At 42.8% G+C, this 17,946-nt stretch carries 20 protein-coding genes; 13 read left to right on the top strand and 7 right to left on the bottom strand.

Annotation, left to right across the window (positions count from 1 at the left end; translation table 11 throughout):
- The first annotated feature begins 101 nt into the window (after positions 1-101).
- Positions 102-452, top strand: coding sequence for a Spx/MgsR family RNA polymerase-binding regulatory protein (locus B4033_RS12995; RefSeq protein WP_286834571.1), 351 nt, complete (start codon positions 102-104; stop codon positions 450-452).
- A gap of 92 nt (positions 453-544) precedes the next feature.
- Here the strand turns inward: B4033_RS12995 and B4033_RS12990 are convergent, their stop codons facing one another.
- Positions 545-982: a DUF2147 domain-containing protein gene (locus B4033_RS12990; protein ID WP_004813793.1), complete on the bottom strand. Its 438-nt coding sequence runs from the start codon at positions 980-982 to the stop codon at positions 545-547.
- 158 nt (positions 983-1,140) lie between these two features.
- On the opposite strand from B4033_RS12990, the gene B4033_RS12985 reads away from it, so the two are divergent.
- Both B4033_RS12985 and B4033_RS12980 read left to right on the top strand, forming a co-directional pair.
- Positions 1,141-2,052, top strand: a complete 912-nt coding sequence (locus tag B4033_RS12985; RefSeq protein WP_286834570.1) for an alpha/beta hydrolase — start codon at positions 1,141-1,143, stop codon at positions 2,050-2,052.
- A 284-nt stretch (positions 2,053-2,336) separates the two neighbouring features.
- Entirely contained in the window at positions 2,337-3,539 is a 1,203-nt protein-coding gene (locus B4033_RS12980) for a GGDEF domain-containing protein (protein ID WP_286834569.1), read from the top strand.
- A 42-nt stretch (positions 3,540-3,581) separates the two neighbouring features.
- On the opposite strand, the gene dsbD is transcribed toward B4033_RS12980, so the two are convergent.
- From dsbD to B4033_RS12960, 4 genes are all read right to left on the bottom strand, one after another.
- On the bottom strand, positions 3,582-5,405 hold the full coding sequence (dsbD, locus tag B4033_RS12975; RefSeq protein WP_286834567.1) for a protein-disulfide reductase DsbD: 1,824 nt from the start codon (positions 5,403-5,405) through the stop codon (positions 3,582-3,584).
- A gap of 18 nt (positions 5,406-5,423) precedes the next feature.
- On the bottom strand, positions 5,424-6,179 hold the full coding sequence (locus tag B4033_RS12970; RefSeq protein WP_286834566.1) for a transporter: 756 nt from the start codon (positions 6,177-6,179) through the stop codon (positions 5,424-5,426).
- A 26-nt stretch (positions 6,180-6,205) separates the two neighbouring features.
- On the bottom strand, positions 6,206-6,748 hold the full coding sequence (locus B4033_RS12965; RefSeq protein ID WP_008305788.1) for an ankyrin repeat domain-containing protein: 543 nt from the start codon (positions 6,746-6,748) through the stop codon (positions 6,206-6,208).
- A 128-nt stretch (positions 6,749-6,876) separates the two neighbouring features.
- Positions 6,877-7,242, bottom strand: a complete 366-nt coding sequence (locus tag B4033_RS12960; protein ID WP_286834565.1) for an HPF/RaiA family ribosome-associated protein — start codon at positions 7,240-7,242, stop codon at positions 6,877-6,879.
- Positions 7,243-7,481: 239 nt separating this feature from the next.
- On the opposite strand from B4033_RS12960, the gene puuE reads away from it, so the two are divergent.
- The 6 genes from puuE (at position 7,482) to B4033_RS12930 (ending at position 12,282) form a co-directional block, all read left to right on the top strand.
- A complete protein-coding gene (gene puuE / locus B4033_RS12955) occupies positions 7,482-8,456 on the top strand; it encodes an allantoinase PuuE (protein ID WP_286834563.1) in 975 nt (324 codons plus the stop codon).
- A 145-nt stretch (positions 8,457-8,601) separates the two neighbouring features.
- Entirely contained in the window at positions 8,602-9,105 is a 504-nt protein-coding gene (gene uraD, locus B4033_RS12950; protein WP_048882167.1) for a 2-oxo-4-hydroxy-4-carboxy-5-ureidoimidazoline decarboxylase, read from the top strand.
- Positions 9,102-9,428 (top strand): hydroxyisourate hydrolase, encoded by a 327-nt coding sequence (gene uraH / locus B4033_RS12945; RefSeq protein ID WP_005220531.1) that lies wholly within the window; start codon positions 9,102-9,104, stop codon positions 9,426-9,428. The genes uraD and uraH overlap by 4 nt, the downstream gene beginning before the upstream one ends.
- Before the next feature lie 39 nt (positions 9,429-9,467).
- Positions 9,468-10,826, top strand: a complete 1,359-nt coding sequence (locus B4033_RS12940) for a nucleobase:cation symporter-2 family protein (protein ID WP_048882165.1) — start codon at positions 9,468-9,470, stop codon at positions 10,824-10,826.
- Positions 10,827-10,947: 121 nt separating this feature from the next.
- Entirely contained in the window at positions 10,948-11,685 is a 738-nt protein-coding gene (locus B4033_RS12935; protein WP_286834562.1) for an outer membrane protein OmpK, read from the top strand.
- A 78-nt stretch (positions 11,686-11,763) separates the two neighbouring features.
- Entirely contained in the window at positions 11,764-12,282 is a 519-nt protein-coding gene (locus B4033_RS12930; protein WP_048882164.1) for a GNAT family N-acetyltransferase, read from the top strand.
- Between the two features lie 127 nt (positions 12,283-12,409).
- Here B4033_RS12930 and hpxO read toward each other — a convergent pair whose 3' ends face one another.
- The gene (gene hpxO / locus B4033_RS12925) at positions 12,410-13,567 is read right to left on the bottom strand and encodes an FAD-dependent urate hydroxylase HpxO (RefSeq protein ID WP_286834561.1); all 1,158 of its coding nucleotides are present in this window, start codon (positions 13,565-13,567) and stop codon (positions 12,410-12,412) included.
- 217 nt (positions 13,568-13,784) lie between these two features.
- On the opposite strand from hpxO, the gene alc reads away from it, so the two are divergent.
- From alc to B4033_RS12905, 4 genes are all read left to right on the top strand, one after another.
- Positions 13,785-14,792: an allantoicase gene (gene alc, locus B4033_RS12920; RefSeq protein WP_071320143.1), complete on the top strand. Its 1,008-nt coding sequence runs from the start codon at positions 13,785-13,787 to the stop codon at positions 14,790-14,792.
- A 254-nt stretch (positions 14,793-15,046) separates the two neighbouring features.
- Positions 15,047-15,556 carry an ureidoglycolate lyase gene (locus B4033_RS12915; RefSeq protein ID WP_286834560.1) on the top strand — a complete coding sequence of 170 codons (510 nt, stop codon included), beginning with the start codon at positions 15,047-15,049 and terminating at the stop codon, positions 15,554-15,556.
- Positions 15,557-15,628: 72 nt separating this feature from the next.
- Positions 15,629-16,351: a hypothetical protein gene (locus tag B4033_RS12910; RefSeq protein ID WP_286834559.1), complete on the top strand. Its 723-nt coding sequence runs from the start codon at positions 15,629-15,631 to the stop codon at positions 16,349-16,351.
- A 135-nt stretch (positions 16,352-16,486) separates the two neighbouring features.
- On the top strand, positions 16,487-17,044 hold the full coding sequence (locus B4033_RS12905) for a hypothetical protein (RefSeq protein ID WP_004813826.1): 558 nt from the start codon (positions 16,487-16,489) through the stop codon (positions 17,042-17,044).
- 77 nt (positions 17,045-17,121) lie between these two features.
- Here B4033_RS12905 and B4033_RS12900 read toward each other — a convergent pair.
- Positions 17,122-17,946: response regulator (locus tag B4033_RS12900; protein ID WP_286834557.1), on the bottom strand; the 825-nt coding region annotated here is incomplete at its 5' end.

Genomic DNA, 17,946 nt, shown 5'->3' with positions numbered 1-17,946 from the left:
ATCTATTTTTATCTCATTTTTTACTTTGGGTTTTCTTCATAGTCATGGTTGTAATCATTAAATTTCGCTAAGCTACAGTAAAATTTAGATGGGTGATGATCATGTTGAAGATCTATGGAATTAAAAATTGTAATTCAATGAAGAAAGCATTTGATCTGCTGGGTGAACTGGGTTTGAACTATGAGTTTCATGACTATAAAAAACAGGGAGTCGATGCTGAAACTGTAAAGACCTGGCTGGATACATTGGGTCAGGAAGTTGTGCTGAATAAAAAAGGCACCACCTGGCGCAAACTCAGTGAAGAAGAGCAGCAAACCGCCTTGGCAAATGAAGAAAATCTGCTTGTTGCCTTAATGACTCATACCAGTCTGATTAAACGTCCCATTCTGGCAACTGGTTCAGGTTTTATCGCGGGTTTTGATGAGACTGCCTATCGTGCGCTGAATAATTAAAGCGAACGGATAATAAAGTTCAATATAGTAACCGATTTATAGCCACAAAAAAGCCTGACAATCGTCAGGCTTTAACAGTCTCAGACTCAGAATCAGTTCGCACGAATCCAGGTCTGGTTACGGCCCAGCGCAGCTACACCAATAAAGCCACGTAGTTGCAGCTTCTTGCCACCATCAGCCAGGTTACCTTTTAGCTTATAAGTCTTACCTGATTGTGGATCAAGAATCGAACCACTTTCATAGTTGGTACCGCCAACATTTTTCAGACCTTTAACAATGGTCAGGCCTTTTAGAGATTTGTTGTGATATGGACCTTCACATTTTGTGCAGGCATTTTCTTCACCTTTGGTCAAAACCTTCTGAATGCTGGCACTTAACGTCCCATTGCTTTGTTCAGTAAATTTTACAATCGCCTTTGGCTGATTGGTTTTGTCATCAATTGTTTTCCAGACTGTTCCGTTTAAAGGATCTGCGGCATTCGCCAATGCACTTAAACCCAGTAGTCCTAACATAAGCGCGATTTTTTTCATTTTTGTTTCTTTCCCTAAGTCTGTGAGTAGACCGTTGTAGTATTAATTAAGTCACAACAATTTTTCAATTTCTGGATGTGACTATCTAGTGTAACCTTGTAAATATTGTTGGTAAATAACATACCAGACCAATGAAAACATAAAAAGATGGAAAGAAAATGAAGATTAGTCCCCTTACGAAACAGTTAATTACAGAAACGATTTTAAAGACTTCCATCCGTAAACCCAGCCAGTTTAATCTCCCGCCTGCTGCGCTTAGAAAAGCCCTTGAACGGTTCTGCAAACTTTTTCCTGTAGACAAAAATGTTGAAATACGATCCTTAAAACTGGCAGGGCTGAATGCAGAGGAAATCAAGCCACAGCAAGAAGCCACCCAGCTGATTTTCCATATTCATGGGGGTGCCTTTTATTTGGGTTCAATGAAGACCCATCGTGCTTTTATGAGCCAGATTGCTGCCCGTACCCAGATGCAGGTGCTGCATGTAGATTATCCACTTGCTCCTGAAGCACCTTATCCAGCCGCACTGGATGCCGTTTTCAATGTGTATATGCAACTGTTAGATCAAGGCGTGCAAGCCAAAGATATCATTCTCTCTGGAGATTCTTGTGGGGCAAATCTGGCATTGGCGCTAGCCCTGAAAATTCAGAAACTGGAACTTCCGCAGCCCAGTGGTTTGATCCTGCTTTCTCCCTTTGTTGATCTGACCCTGACCAGTGAATCCTTGCGCTACAATCAGGTACATGATGCCCTGTTATCCATTGAAACATTGGAAAGTGGTATTCAATACTATGTACCTTCGTCGATCGAGCATGGCAATCCTGAAGTATCACCTTATTTTGCCGACTTAACTGGTCTGCCACCCATGCATATTCAGGTCGGTTCCAAGGAAATTCTGCTGGATGATGCGCAGCGTCTCCGTGATAAGGCCCTCGCAGCAGGGGTTGAAGTAGAGTTCAAGCTATATACTGGTATGTGGCACAATTTTCAGATGTTTAGCGCCTGGTTTGATGAGGCCCGACAATCTCTGGCTGATTTGGCAAACTTTGCACACCGTCTGGATCGGGACTAAAAGCCCAGTTTTTATATTTTTCAATTTTCAGGATGGTGCGGGAAAATTTTCTATTTAGTAAATATTTAAAAAGCCAGACACATCACTGTGACCTACCCCATCCTGTAATCTTTTTGCATGTTACAACGATGTAAATTTCAAACTTTACTAAAATGACCTAGCTGTACAAAATATAACCATTCTCTTTCGCAGTATATTCATGTTATCTTAAGCCCAAGAAATAAAACATTTTATTTATTACGATATTTATAATTTAGAATGGTCATTATAGGATACAGCCTTGTATGAAGCGTATCTCGCCTGCTCTGCAAGCTATTTTCAAGTATAAAATTACCAAGTATCTGGTTGAAGAAGAAGTGGTGATGAATTGGGGGATACTGAAAAAATGTATCCTCATGCTTGTACTTGGCTGTGGTATCCATCTCAGCTGGATGCTTTGGGATATCTTTGTTTTACTCAGTCCTGAATATTGGCAATATGTGGATATAAGCGTGGCAAAAATGCAGATTATCCTCAATAGCCTGTTTTTACTGATTCTGCTTTGCCTGATTTATCCCTGTTATAAATTTCGAAATAACACCCGCATCGAACGTTATCTGCCCTATATCTCAGTTGGCATCTTTGTGGTTTCCCTTTGCCGCGATGCCTATATTATTGGTGTCGTCAGTCCAGTGACCATGATTGCCTATGTGAGCCTGATTACAGTAGGGCTGGTCCTGTTTTCTCGAACGCTGGTATATAGCATGCTGATTCCAGCTTCAATTTTTCTCAGTATTTGCGGTTATTTGAGCTATACCGGTCAGCTTACTTACTCACCACTTTTTACCATTCCAGGCAAACTGTTCTATAACGGTTTCTGGCTGGTATCCATGTTGTATTTTATTCTGCCTATTCTGGCTATCTGTATGATGCTGTTTGAAATCCTGCTCAGCCAGTGGCGACACCGTGAAAAACTGATTCAGCACCTAAGCCAGATTGACCCATTAACCAATCTGTTTAACCGACGTAGTATCAATCAATGTCTGGATAAACTGAATAGCGTGAAACTGGAAAGTTATGCCTTAGTTTTGTTAGATCTGGATCATTTCAAGAGAATTAATGATTACTATGGGCATCATAAAGGTGATGAAACCCTGATCAGGGTGAGTGAGGCACTCACCCAGCTGCTACGTGAAAGTGATGTGGTTGGCCGTTTTGGTGGTGAAGAATTTATTCTGGTTCTGAAAAATTCCAATCTGGAAAAGGCAGCTCAGGTGGCTGAACGCTGCCGTACTGCAATTCAGCAACTGGAAATTTATAGTGATGATGGCCAGCGCATTCATGTCACCGCAAGTTTTGGTATTGCCTTGTCCAGTCCAGAACTGCGTCCGCAACAGTTATTGAGTCAGGCAGATAAAGCCCTGTATCAGGCCAAAGCGAGTGGTCGTAATCTGGTTAAAGCCTATAACGCTACACTTGATGGCGGGATGCAACTGCATCATTCGTGATTTAATTGGCTTTTCCATAATTTCACATTGCATAAAATTATTTTATTGCGCTTGAGCAAAACGTTCTATTTGTTCTAATAATTCAGCTTCAGTAAAAGCCCCAGTCAAACGCAAGCCACGAATTTCCTGTTGCTGATCATTCAAGAAGAGATATGTCGGTGGACCCAGAATTTCCCACTGATTTAACAGTGCTTGATGCGTTACATCATAATGACTGAGATCCAGTTTAATCAGAAAATACGGTGCCAAAGCCTGCTGTACCTGAGCTGATTTTAGCACCTGGTGTTCGATAGGCTGACAGGCCACACACCAGTCGGCATAGACATCGATAATAACTCGCTGCCCTTTTGGTACTGTAGCCAGTAACTGCTCAAAATCGGTAGCAGTCGCTGCGACATGCCAAGTCGCCTGTTGCTGAGAAGTTTCAACAAAGAAGCGCTGACTGTGCTGATACTGACTATAAATAATATACGGCACTGCCATTGCCAAGCAGATAATATACAACCATCGCAGTCCGCTATTTTTCCAGAACAGCCGTGCCAATATGTAGGCCACAAAGCTTAAGCCCAACCCAAGAGAGAGCCACTGTAGTGCTGCTTCTGAAATCAGGGGGCGAATAAAATACAATGCCAGCGCCAGCATGATAAAAGCAAACAGAACCTTGACCTGATTCATCCAATGTCCCGCTCTAGGCAGTATACGCGAACCGAGAACACTGGCGAGTAGCAAAGGGGTTCCCATACCAAAGCCTAAGGTAAATAAAAGCAAAGCACCCTGCCACTGACTTTGGGTTTGAGAAATAAACAGTAATGCCCCTGCCAGTGGTGCTGTCATACAGGGACCCACCAACAGTGCTGACACCATGCCCATAATACTGGCACTGACCAGAGTCCCGCCCTGTTGCATAGCTTGAACCTGATCCAGTCGATGTAACAAACGCTGTGGCAACTTGATTTCAAACAGACCAAACAGGTTGAGGGCAAAAGCCACAAATAATAAGCTAAAGCCAATTAAAGTAGCGGGCTGCTGTAGCCAGCGCTGGAAATTTAGTCCGGCAGAAGAAGCAATCAAGCCTAGTACTGCATAGACCAGAGCCATACTGGTGACAAAGCACAAGGCAACCATCCAGGCCTGCATTCCGCGTCGATCCCGCACAATCAGTGAGGTCAAGATCGGTAACATTGGCAAGGAACAAGGCGTAAAAGCCAGCAGCATACCTAAGCCAAAAAACAGCAACAGGCCATAGCCTAATGAACTTTCTGCCAGTTGTTCAGACCATTTCTGGTCTTTGGCAGCAAAGCTGGAGCCATCCTTATTATCTAATATACTCACCTCGACAGATTCAGAACTATTATTCAGAATAGTATTTTGCTGGTCTGATGAATTGCTCAGATCAAGTAACTGTTTAGAACTAGCTCCTGTAGGCTGATATTGCACCAAACCGGACAGATCAGTTTTGAATTCAACCGTTTGTGGCGGATAGCAGAGCCGATCTTTGGCACAACCTTGCCAGGTCACCTGATAGGTTTGCGAGGCTTGTGTCGGAATATTGAACTGTAATTGTTGATAGTAAACCTGAGTCTGACCGTAATTATCATCATGCAGGTCTTCAGCAGGTGGCAAATCCAGTTGCAGTGTTTGACCACCTTGCTGAACTTCCACCATATGCTGATAGATATAATAGTTGTCTGGAATTTCCCAGCTGAGTTCCGCCTGCTGCGGACTGCTGGAAACCACCGTAAATGGAAAAGCCTGATCAGGCGACAATAAAGGTGCTTGCGCCTGTACTGCACAACTTAGCAGTAGGCTCCCGAACAGGATTCGGGAGCCAGATCTACTCCAGGCTTTCAGTTTTTCGGCATCCATGACGACTGGTCAAAACTCCTAGAACAGGAACGCTACGCCCAGACCTGAGGTATAACTCTTGTCAGCACCATTCAGATCCACGCCCACGCTGGCATCCAGCTGAACACGATCATTCAGGGCATACATTACGCCTGTACCCAGCCCATATTCATAATCCTGGCTTTCAGCCTTGCGATAGACAAATTCCGAGAAGCCTGACCATTTGTCGGCGATTTTATATTTCAGTGTGGGTACTGCCTGAATTGCCCACTGGTCATCTTGCCATTCATAGCGCATGGTAATTGAAGTATTGACCAGATCATTATATTGATAAGCCACAACTGAACTTAAACTATAAATATCTTCTTCATTACTAAAGCCTTGATTACCCGTCGCAATCAGTGCTTCAGCCAGTAAAGCCATCGAAAGTCGCTCATCATCCAGATCAATGGCTTTCTTCAGACCAATACTGACATCACCGAGACCATCATCTTCTGATTTAATACCATCTATTTTACTTTTAGACCAGGATGGGCCCTGCCAGCCCAGTTGTAATTCCAGGCTGTCACTTAAACCGGTACGCAACAACATATCGGCATTGAGTGTAGTGCTATAGTCATTGCCTGATTCAACATAGCTGGCAGAAGGCAGGCTCTGTTCCCAGGCTAACTGCCCTACTGGTATCGTCGTCGTGCTAAACCCCGTGCCTGGACGGTCGAAAGCAAAATCTGCAGCAAATACCTGCGCGCTCGCACTTGCCAGTACCACAAAACCCAATGTCTTTAATATTGTCATAGATTGCTACTCTTTCTTTTTAAGTCTTAACCGAGTTCTTTGGACATCTTCGCGCCACGGCTACGCAGCAGTTCCAGTGTCTGCTTTTCTTCTTCCAGTGCTTCTGCCCAGTTAATTTCATCAAAGTCACAGTCAAAGAACAGATCACAGATTGAAGATAGAATCGTCAGGCCGTCTTCATCCCGGGTATTTGGATCGACATTTTCATCCAGTAAACGTTGTACGGCAGGTACACAGGCAGCACTGGCGGCGTCCCAAAGTGGACCATAAATTTCTTCGGCATCCCACAGGTGCAGATTCACTTTGGCTGCAATCAGGGCATCCAGAATATCAAGATGCACTTGAAGCTTCTGTTGTTTTTCTTCGTTAGATAGAACATTGCCCGCTTCATAAGCCTCGCAAACTTCTTCCCACCATTTGAACAGACCATCTGACCAGACAGAAATGACCGGGCCTTTTTCCATATCAATAAAATTTGGGTTGAGTCCATCTGCCAGGAGCTTTTTCACCTGATTCAGATCCAGTTCTTCGAGTGCTTGCACAAAAAGCTGTTGTTGCGCAGTTAACATGATGGAGCTCACTTCAATTCGTTTTCGACTATTATGCCGAATAAAGCAGGATTTGTTTTATTCTCATTCGTTTATTTTATCTAAAATTGAAAAAAGCCCCGTAGGGGCCTTTTTCATCTGCAAACTTTTTATTCTTCTATATCTGTAACCGTTTCTTCGGCAAGTTTTAGCGGATTACCACGCACATTCTCTTTTTTCTCAATTACATGTTCCAGGCTGCGTTTTAAACGATCAATGGCCCCACGAATTGCGGTATCAATATTGTGACCATGATGGTTGACCACAATTGGCTTCAAGCCAGCAGGACGTGCTTCGATCATGCAGCGAATATCATCATCGCCACCTTTTGCGGCATTTTCATCACTAAGATGCACGGAGAAATGGGTAATACGCTCACTGTGGCGCTGGAATTCCTGATTTAATTCGGTACGAACGTAAGTAATTAGACGATCACTATTGCGAATATTTTTATCGGTACGGAGTTCAATGTTCATAAAATACCATCCTCAAATCATTGTAACTTTTTAGTGCAGATTTTTTATCTTGGCACGTTTGTAGCTTGCTGTTTTGTATTGCATTTCACTTCTTCAAATCGTTTTGGATTAACCCTCCACATTGAATGATGAACACATTTTTGAGTCTGCAGAACCGTGTCCTTATACCTTGAATATCGGTCCTCTCTTAAAAATATGCAAGTGATATTTTGATTTTTTTAGCAAAAGGACAACCAATAGTGACTACTGCTTACTTACGCGGAAAACAATTGATTGAAACGATACAAAAGCAAGAATATTCACGCGATTTAATCGGCTATCACGGCAAACCACCCCCTGCACAGTGGCCCAATGCTGCCCGGATCGCGGTACAGTTTGTATTGAACTATGAAGAAGGCGGTGAAAATCATGTTGAACATGGTGATAGCGGTTCCGAGCAGTTTCTGTCCGAAATCGTGGGGGCTGCCAGTTTTCCAGCAGTACACCGCTCCATGGATTCAATGTATGAATATGGTTCACGTGCTGGCTTCTGGCGTATTCATGAGGAGTTTCAAAAACGTGGCTGGCCTATGACAATTTTTGGAGTCGGTATGGCACTGGCTCGTAATCCTTATATCGTCGAGGCCATTAAGGCGGCTGATTATGATGTGGTCTCACATGGCCAGCGCTGGTTGCATTATCAGGATATGGAGATTGAAACTGAACGTCAGCATATGGATCAGGCCTTAAGTGTGCTGACTGAACTCTTTGGGGAAACGCCAATTGGCTGGTATACCGGACGCGACAGTCCCAATACACGTCAATTATTAGCTGAATTTTCTCAGATTAAATATGACTCTGATTATTATGGTGATGACCTCCCATTTTGGAGCACCTTAACTGAACCAAATGGTCAAAAACGCCCTCATTTGATCATCCCCTATACATTAGAGTGCAATGATATGAAGTTTAGCTCTCCGGGTGGTTTCAATTCAGGTGAGCAATTTTACCAATATTTAAAAGATGCCTTCGATGTGCTCTACAGTGAAGGGGAAACTGCACCAAAAATGATGTCAATTGGCATGCACTGTCGCCTGCTCGGACGTCCGGGACGCTTCAAAGCCTTGCAGCGCTTTATGGATTATGTACAGAGCCATGACAAAGTATGGGTCTGTCGTCGCAACGATATTGCACAACATTGGTACACCCACCATTTTCCTGCGCACCAGGACTAATCATTCACTGAAATCCCCTAAAGAGAGCATGCTGCTCTCTTTTTTATTTTGACCTTTTGGTGGACTCGCTTGTCATACGATTGTCGATACTTTGGCATTGTTATTGCAGTTTTCAGTGAGAAACACAGATTACAAAGCTTAAATTATGCAATTAACTGAATTTAACCAGGCATCTGACAGCGATATTGAACTGCTGCTCAAGCAGTGTGTGCATATTGACCGTTGGGCTAAAGAATTAAAACAGCAACGACCTTTTACTTCATGCGATGAGCTGCTCGAAGCTGCCAAAAGACAGGCACAGACCTGGACTTGGGAAGAAATTTACAAGGCGCTCGCAACCCATCCTCGGATTGGTGAAAAGCAGGCACAGACTGCTTTAACCGCCAAAGAAGAAGGTTTTTCCGAACGGGAACAGGCCTCGATTTCACAAGATGAAGAAACTCAAGCCGCTTTGCTAAAAGGCAATCTGGCCTATGAGAAAAAATTTGATTTCATCTTCCTGATTCGCGCAGCAGGTCGTAGTAGCGAAGAGATTCTGACAGCATTGAATTACCGCCTGGTGAATGACCTGGATACTGAAAAGCGTATTGTTCATCAGCAACTTTTAGAAATTGCTTTGTTACGTCTGGCACAGGAGATTGATTCATGATCAGCACCCATATTCTTGATACTCATCTGGGTAAACCTGCAGCCGATGTTGAAGTCAAATTAATGGATGCCACAGGTCAGGTATTGGCGACTGCTAGCACCAATAATGATGGCCGGGTACTGGTGCCGGATTTTGGCTTAGACATTATTAGCACCGGTGACTACAGCATCGAGTTTGCAACCAAAGCCTATTTTGATGTCCAAGGCTTGGCTACATTTTTCCCAAAGGCTGTGATCCATTTCAGCATTTTAGATGCTGCTCAGCATTATCACATTCCATTATTGATTAGCCCTTTTGCTTATTCGACCTATCGCGGTAGTTAAGTTAGCCCGCTCATTATTCAGAATAGAGAAGGATTTTATATGTCAGAACAAGAAAAAACTGTCTCACCCGAACACGAATTTTTAGGGGTTGGAAAAAGTGCGGCTTATGGCTTGCAGCATGTATTGACCATGTATGGCGGTATTATTGCCCCACCCCTGATTGTGGGTACTGCTGCAGGCCTGAGTGGTATGGAAATCGGTCTGTTGATTGCCGCAGCACTATTTGTAGGTGGCCTGGCAACGATTTTACAAACAGCAGGCGTAAAATATGTCGGTGCTCGTTTGCCTTTGGTACAAGGGGTATCTTTTGCTGGCGTAGCCACTATGGTGGCGATCGTGACCACCGGAGGAGGATTGCAGGCAGTCTATGGCGCTGTAATTGTCTCTGGTCTGATCGGTTTCTTCCTGGCACCCTATTTCTCTAGAATTATCCGGTTTTTCCCACCGGTAGTCACTGGCTGTGTGATCACCATCATTGGTCTGTCCTTACTGCCAGTTGCAGTACGCTGGATGATGGGTGGCAACAAAAATGCTGAAAACTGGGGTAGCGCAGAAAATGTTAGCTTGGCGCTAATGACCTTAGCTATTGTGATTTTGCTGAATTTATCCCGCAATGCCACAGTACGTCGTTTGTCCATTCTGCTATCTATTGTATTAGGAAGCATAATTGCAGGTTTAATCGGTTTTGGTGACTTTTCTAAAGTGGCAGATGGTGCATGGTTACAATTCCCAAGTTTTTTTGCTTTTGGCATGCCTACTTTTGAACTGACAGCCATTCTTTCCATGTTGATTGTGACTTTGGTGATCATGACTGAAACCACGGCTGATATTATTGCAGTTGGTGAAATTGTTGGCACCAAAGTCGATGCTGACCGTATTTCTGATGGTTTGCGTGCGGACATGCTATCGAGTGCCGCAGCCCCTATCTTCGGTTCGTTTATGCAAAGTGCTTTTGCACAGAATGTTGGACTGGTAGCGATTACTGGAGTTAAGAGCCGTTTTGTCGTGACCGCAGGCGGCATTATTCTGGTGGTACTGGGCTTGCTACCAATTATGGGCCGTTTAATTGCGTCTATTCCCGTACCGGTGCTGGGGGGCGCAGGCTTGGTGTTATTTGGAACAGTTGCAGCCAGTGGTATTCGTACCTTAGCGAAGATTGACTATAACGAGCAAAAGAACCTGATCATTGTAGCAACGTCAATCGCTGCCGGCATGGTGCCTATTATTGATCATAGTTTTTATGCAGATTTTCCAAAATGGGTTCAAACTTTATTCCACTCTGGTATTAGTTCAACTTGTTTAATGGCCATTTTACTGAATATCTTATTCAACCATTTAAACTGGTTTAAGACTAAGACTTTGGCCAATGCTGAACCGGCAGTAGATAGCCACCACTAAACCTGGGTTAAAAAAGTTGGTCGGAATATTGCATATAAATTTCAGTTACCGGTCAATTTTCACTTTATTTTTACTTATTAATCTGTATGCTTTATCTGCTTTCTTGGGGGAGAGATTTTAAATGAAACTTAAACAAATCATAGCACTTTGTGCATTGGCTTCTACTGCGGCTGTTACTCAAGCAGCACCTATCTGGCAAGACTTTAGCTTAACAGGTCTGTATGGTGAAAACTATGCTGTCCCTTTTGCAGGTGATGACAACAAACAGACCACGATTACTGCTGAATATGCAGCAGGTCTTAAGTATGGCGATTTTTTTGCTTTTGCTGACCGTAGTAATACTGACTTTGGTAATGAAACCTATTTCGAAGTTGCACCACGTTTAAGCCTGGGCGCTGTAACAGGTCAAAAACTTGAATTGGGTCCAATTAAAGACGTTCTTATCGCGACAACTTGGGAAGGCAGCGCTAGCGCTAATACTGACTTTAACAACTACTTATATGGTATTGGTTTTGCACTTGATATTCCATACACAAGTTATGCGAATATCAATTTCTACAAAGCTGACAACGATGACACACCAGATGATTATCAAATGACCATCACTTATGCAGTGCCATTTAAAATCGGTTCTGAAGAATTCCTGGCAGATGCTTTCCTGGATTGGTCAACTGCTGAGAAAAATGGTCACGCAAGTGAATTGAACTGGACATCTCAGTACAAATGGAATGTAGGCAAACACATTTCTCCTGAGACTAAACTTTACCTTGGTATTGAGCATTCTGTCTGGAATAACAAATATGCCATTAAAGGTTTAGATCAACACGATGTCAGCGCTCTTGTGAAGTATCACTTCTAAGAGATGTTATCTTAAAAGCAGAACTTCGGTTCTGCTTTTTTTTATTTCTTTAATTTAACTTAATCAGTAGGTGGTTCAATGAGTGCAGTTCAGATCCGTACAGCCAATATAGACGACCTTGAAAGTATCCTTAATATTTATAATCAGGAGATTATCAACGGTACTGCCACCTGGAACCATACTGCGATGGCATGGTCAGATATACAGGCCTGGTTCAAAACCCTTCAAGATCAGAACTATCCGGTACTCGTTGCAGAACATCAGCCTACAGCTAAAGTCATTGGCTATGCCAATTATGATGAGTTCCGTAGTATTCAGGGTTTCTCTAAAACAATTGAACATGCGGTCTTTCTCCATCCTGACTACACTGGTCAAGGGATAGGAAAACAGTTGTTATTGCGCTTAATGGAAATTGCCAGCAGGCAGGGCATACATATCATGGTGGCAGCAATTGATTCGGAAAATATAGCCTCCATTCATTTGCATCGAAAACTTGGCTTTATTCAAACGGGTTATATGCCACAGGTGGGAGAAAAATTTGGTCAGTGGCGTGATCTGGTCTTGCTTCAGCTGAACCTGGATCAAAATTCACTTTAGATTTTTCTATATTAAAAACTGCCTGCAACAAGAAAATACAGAGATAAAAAAAAGGGCTTACGCCCTTCTGCTGATCAATCATTGTTATTATTTTATATGCTTATTATCATGAATTTTCATACAAGTTTCAGTCCAAAGGGTTACCGATAATATTGCTAATAATGCCTTTCATAATATGTGGGCCATTTTCACGACGTAATTCTTCATACCATTCCATTGTTACCTCTTTATCTTTCATATGAGTGACATCACAGCGCTTACGCGCACGCAGCACCAGTTCATTCGCACGTTCATTGCGTTTATTCTGATAGCGACGTAATGAGTCCTGTAATCCCAGTGTATTGATCTGAAGTGCACGAGCCAGATAGATTGCATCTTCCATCGCCTGGCAACCGCCTTGACCAATATCCGGCGTTGTACTGTGGGCTGCATCGCCGACAATGACGACATTGCCTTTATAAAAATCGGCAAATGGTTCGATGTCATGAATTTCGACACGATTGGTACGCTGCTCATCAATTGCCTCAATCAGCTTTTGAACCTGAGGACACCAGTCTTTAAAGTATTCTTTGAGTAATGTTTTATATTGGCTACGCTCATTCTCTAGCCCTACTGGCAAGGGCACATCAAAAAAGAAGTAGAAACGGTTATTTGCAACCGGCATCAGTGAAGCACGTTTACCCTCACCGACAAAAGTGGTCCATTGATCAGCAGGGGCTAAATCTTCCGATACCTCAACCAGACCATTCCAGTTCACATAACCGGCATATCGACGCGGTACATTTTCACCAAGCACATAAGCGCGGGTCATGGAATGGGTTCCATCGGCACCAACCAGCAAATCTGTTTGAATTTCTGAACCATCTGCAAAGCTAACGGTAACCTGTTGTCCATCATCATTGAGCGCCACCATTTTTTTACCGAGATGAATATCAGCATGACCAAATTCATCCATCAGCATATTCTGTAATTCGGCACGAGAGACCGGATATGGACGCTGTCCCACTTCTTCAATCAGCGGATAAAGGCTGAATTGGGTCATAACATCGCCAGTCAGGCCATCAACATAAGCCAGATTATCCATCTGCCCGCCCAGTTGGGCGACCTGGTCAGTTAAACCTAAATAATTCAGGCATTTCACCCCATTAGACCAGAGAGAAATCGCAGCACCCACGGGCAAAATCTGTTCGGCCTGCTCATAAATGCTGACCTGATGTCCGAACTTCTTTAATGCAATGCCTGTGGTTAAGCCCGCCATCCCGGCGCCAATAATGGTGATATTCATTGTTCCCCCTAAGTTCATAAATGTTGATCCATCTCAGGGAGACAAAGCGAAAAGTGTGCCATTTTCCGAATAGTTTCAAATACCCAGATTCAAGTTGGCACATGCTGTGCATTATTTTTTAAAGTACTGCCTTGTTTTGGGGAGAAAAAAACAGGGCATTGGCTATGTTTAGCCTGTAAGAAATGACAGTTGAATAAATTTAGAATGGAAGATTGATATGGCGACCCTGTTTGCACCTGCTTTTGAAATACCTGCACAGTTACAGCAACTTACTAATCTGGCAGATGAACGTATTGGTGCAAAAGTATTGCAATGTTCAGATGATTTTTTTGCTGAAGCACAGCGCATGCTCCAATTTACAGCACCTATTTTTGTCGAAGATAAGTTCGATGATCATGGCAAATGGATGGACGGTTGGGAAACCCGCCGCAAGCGTCATGCCGGCTATGACTGGGCAATTGTAAAGCTCGGTGTTGCGGGAAAAATTAGTGCACTGGATATTGATACCACTTTTTTTAGTGGCAACTATCCTGCCTCCGCTGCAGTTGAAGCCTGCTATGCACCAGATCAGAACCTGGAGCAGGTTGAATGGCACCAAATTTTACCAAACAGTATATTAGGTCCAAGCCAGCATCATATTTTTCAAGTTGCTTCAGAAAACACTTATACCCATTTGCGTTTAAATATCTACCCGGATGGTGGTGTAGCCCGTCTACGCGTTTATGGGGAGGTCCAGATTCAGTTAAAAGACAGCAATGAAACTCTGGATCTGCTGGCACTAGAAAATGGCGGTCGTGTGATTGCCTACAGTGATGCGCACTTTGGTCATCCACGTAACCTGATTAACCCAGGCCGTGGCATCAATATGGGCGATGGCTGGGAAACCAAACGTCGCCGTGCTCCAGGTTTTGACTGGTGTATTCTGGCTTTAGGCCAAGCTGGAAAAATTGAAAAAATTGATATTGATACTGCACACTTCAAAGGTAACTATCCAGCAGAAGTCTCTATTCAAGCCGTCTATATAGAAGATGCGACTGATCCGCAACTGATTCCACAAAGCATGTTCTGGCCTTTCCTGCTTGAAGCCCAGCCCATGCAGATGGATCACGTGCATAGCTTTATCAATGAAATTCTGGCACATGAAAAGATTTCACATATCCGTGTGAATATGATTCCTGATGGCGGTATTAGCCGTATCCGTTTATGGGGAAAGGTAGCTGATTAATGCGATTGACCCTCCCTCTCCACAGGATGGTCAATCGAACAGCTGTTTTAACAGATGGCAGTGGACCTGATCTCAGAATCGGGTTCACTGCCAAACTTTATCCATACTTTCTGACAGATCAAATCCGCTCATTTACTTTCTACTCACATTTTCCTCAAAGTATCCTTCTTGCTTACTTAATATACAGGGATAAAATAGTGAGATTAATCAAGAAAGTCTTGTCATAAAAATACGAGCAAAGGGAATATAAAAGAATGAAAAATACCATCCAAATTCAGCTATTAACCAGTGAAAACTTTGCTCGTTTTGGTGAAGTCATCAGCTGTCAGGGTAATGACTATTTCCATATCAACGATGCACATACCGAGCGTTATCATGCGCTGGTGATGACTGAAATTATAGGAGATGCCAAAGCGGGGATCAGTATTTTTAGAAATATTAAAAGTACACAAATTCCTTTTGAAATCTCCATGCTGGAACGACATCCGAATGGTTCTCAAGCCTTTATCCCCATGCAGGGACAAAAGTTCCTGATTGTCGTTGCGCCAAATTTGGATACAGATACTCCGGATCTGTCTCAGCTTTGTGCATTTATTACAGATGGGACACAGGGGATCAATTACCGGGCAGGTACCTGGCATCATCCCCTGCTGACACTAGAGGAACCCAGTGATTTTGCCGTGGTCGACCGGATTGGTACCGGACATAATTGCGATGTCTATCAGTTTCCCGAAACTTTCAAAATCGAAGGAAATCTCTTCTAATCACAAGACCAATATTTACTTGAAGTATGCTGTGTGTTTTATTCAGAATAAGAATTAAAACTGAGCAAAACCATGTATAAGTCTTTAGCTACTATCGCCCTGACTGCTTTGAGTCCTCTTTGTTTTTCAGATACCCCCTTTCAACAGGAATTACGGGCTGGCTGTGCCAAAGTCAAAAGCTATGCAGCCACTGGCAAGCAATTCTATGATCAGAAACAGTATGCCAAGGCCGTTGAACAGTTTGAACAGCAGGCAGCATGGTCAAGCTTTTGCAGTATGAATGTAGAAGATGGCGGCATTGCTTTTACCGAGCACGCAATTAGTACTGCGTTTAATAATGTTGGCCTGAGTTATGCCAAACTAGGCAAACCGCAATGGGCACGTGCCTGGTTTTCTGTCTATCCTGACGCTAAAAACAGCCAATTCAACTTGAAACAGCTTCCTGCCCCAAAGCAAAGTTCTCACCTGTCTGGAAAATATGTACGTTACGCGGGTTTTGGGCAATGGAATACTATTGAAGTGAAACGTACTGCAAAGTCCTATGCACTAGAATTTAATGGCTTATATATGGGAATTCGCAGTCTGATTTATGGACCGAATATCAGTAAATTCCAGACCACCATGCCATTTAATCAAACTCAAACCAGCTATCGTGCAAATGACTGTAAAATTGATTTGGATTTTAAATTTGATTCAAAAGTTGGGCAGCAGCTTCATGTAAAAGAAACTAATATCATGAGTTGTGGTTTTGGTCATAATGTGTCGGCGAGTGGAGTTTATTTAAAGGTGGAATAGCGCTTTTGAGCTTAGACATTCAGAGTGATTTTATACTTTAATTAAACTATTGAACCTTCAGAATAAGCTATATCTTGCCGAATTATTTTTTGTTATATACTCAAATAACTAAGAATAATTTTAAGAGCTAAAAAATTGGATTCCAACTTACTCGCATTAGGTAGTTTTATTACTAGCTTAGGCACATTGATTGTTGCTGTATTTGCACTTCATTCTTGGAAAAAACAGTTTAATAAAAGCCTACAACGAGATTTTGTTTTAGATGCGCTAGATACTATACATGCAGTCTCTGCATTGAATTTTAAAATCGTTGATAAATTCAATGCAGAGACAGAAAAAGATAATAATTTTCTACTTATGTCAGAATATTATTTGAATCCGATACCTGCTAACTATCCAAATTTACTAGAGTCATTAGGACATAGTATGATTAATTTAGACAAGGTTTTAAATCGTTTAAGCAAAATCCAAAATGATGAATATTTTGATACGCTTTCAGAAAAATATATTGAAATTATATCTGAAATTTACATGTTTTTTGAGTCTGATGAACTAATCGGATTTGATCATCCTGATATAATCAAAATCAGTGAAAAAGGTTGGACTACATCATGGTTAGATAAAGCCTTTGATAAAAAGCGAGTACTAGCATTTCAGATCGAAGAGTATTTATTAAAATTATTAAAAATCTAAAGAAAATTCCCTCTCCTTCTAGGAGAGGGTTAGGGTGAGGTCGTAAATCCTCCAAAGATTCCTCTACTAAGGGAAAACTAAGCCACTGCCTGATTGTGACAAGCTGACATGACATGCAATACCGCAGCCGTCCGTGTTTCTACATAGAGCTTTTCAAAGACATGCTCAAGATGCTTGTTCACCGTCCGCGGGCTGAGTTGCAGGATCTCGGCAATATCCCGGTTGGTCTTCCCCATCGTGACCCAATGCATCACTTCTGCTTCACGCGGCGTCAGGTTTGGACAGGCCTGCGCGATTTCCTCTGCGCTCGGCATTTGGGTCTGCTCTTTCAACTGCACCAAGACATGTTTAGAGATATGCCCTGCATACAGTTTGGTGAGCAGGTTAAGCTGTAACTGCTGATGGCCATGACCGTACTGACCATGCAGTAAGTGTGCTTGATCTGGCTGCTTGAGCAAGTCCTGTAGCCACTGATTCAAACTGGACTGAAAATACTGTACATCCACCTGATGATTTTTCAGTAATTCACTGACGATTGGGGTCTGCCAGATAATTTCACCTTCCAGATTCAACGATAGAATCGCACTGCCGGTTGCATCCAGCATTTGTCGCTGCTGATGCATCAGACGCGCCTGCAATAAATGAGTTTTTACCCGCGCCCGAACTTCATCAATATTTAAAGGCTTGGTGACATAGTCTACCCCACCGACCTGAAAGCCTTTGAGGATATGTTCGGTTTCTGTCAGCCCAGTCATAAAGATCACTGGAATATGTTCAGTCACTGGACTGGCTTTAAGCTGAGTGCAGGTTTCAAAACCATCCATCTCCGGCATACTGCCATCAAGCAGGATCATGTCAGGCTGAATGCGATGCGCAATTTCAATTGCATCAAATCCATTGGT

The organism is Acinetobacter sp. UBA3132 (assembly GCF_002364825.1).
In the GTDB taxonomy this organism is placed as follows: domain Bacteria; phylum Pseudomonadota; class Gammaproteobacteria; order Pseudomonadales; family Moraxellaceae; genus Acinetobacter; species Acinetobacter schindleri.
This window is presented reverse-complemented; position numbering and strand designations above follow the sequence as displayed.

Bases quoted from the DNA above. Each gene is read 5' to 3' on its own strand.
- B4033_RS12930 (WP_048882164.1), top strand. From the start codon at position 11,764: ATGAGTGCAGTTCAGATCCGTACAGCCAATATAGACGACCTTGAAAGT.
- uraH (WP_005220531.1), top strand. From the start codon at position 9,102: ATGATCAGCACCCATATTCTTGATACTCATCTGGGTAAACCTGCAGCC.
- B4033_RS12915 (WP_286834560.1), top strand. From the start codon at position 15,047: ATGAAAAATACCATCCAAATTCAGCTATTAACCAGTGAAAACTTTGCT.
- B4033_RS12965 (WP_008305788.1), bottom strand. From the start codon at position 6,748: ATGTTAACTGCGCAACAACAGCTTTTTGTGCAAGCACTCGAAGAACTG.
- B4033_RS12985 (WP_286834570.1), top strand. From the start codon at position 1,141: ATGAAGATTAGTCCCCTTACGAAACAGTTAATTACAGAAACGATTTTA.
- B4033_RS12935 (WP_286834562.1), top strand. From the start codon at position 10,948: ATGAAACTTAAACAAATCATAGCACTTTGTGCATTGGCTTCTACTGCG.
- B4033_RS12910 (WP_286834559.1), top strand. From the start codon at position 15,629: ATGTATAAGTCTTTAGCTACTATCGCCCTGACTGCTTTGAGTCCTCTT.
- B4033_RS12960 (WP_286834565.1), bottom strand. From the start codon at position 7,242: ATGAACATTGAACTCCGTACCGATAAAAATATTCGCAATAGTGATCGT.
- B4033_RS12995 (WP_286834571.1), top strand. From the start codon at position 102: ATGTTGAAGATCTATGGAATTAAAAATTGTAATTCAATGAAGAAAGCA.
- B4033_RS12980 (WP_286834569.1), top strand. From the start codon at position 2,337: ATGAAGCGTATCTCGCCTGCTCTGCAAGCTATTTTCAAGTATAAAATT.
- alc (WP_071320143.1), top strand. From the start codon at position 13,785: ATGGCGACCCTGTTTGCACCTGCTTTTGAAATACCTGCACAGTTACAG.
- B4033_RS12990 (WP_004813793.1), bottom strand. From the start codon at position 982: ATGAAAAAAATCGCGCTTATGTTAGGACTACTGGGTTTAAGTGCATTG.
- hpxO (WP_286834561.1), bottom strand. From the start codon at position 13,567: ATGAATATCACCATTATTGGCGCCGGGATGGCGGGCTTAACCACAGGC.
- B4033_RS12970 (WP_286834566.1), bottom strand. From the start codon at position 6,179: ATGACAATATTAAAGACATTGGGTTTTGTGGTACTGGCAAGTGCGAGC.
- dsbD (WP_286834567.1), bottom strand. From the start codon at position 5,405: ATGGATGCCGAAAAACTGAAAGCCTGGAGTAGATCTGGCTCCCGAATC.
- B4033_RS12940 (WP_048882165.1), top strand. From the start codon at position 9,468: ATGTCAGAACAAGAAAAAACTGTCTCACCCGAACACGAATTTTTAGGG.
- uraD (WP_048882167.1), top strand. From the start codon at position 8,602: ATGCAATTAACTGAATTTAACCAGGCATCTGACAGCGATATTGAACTG.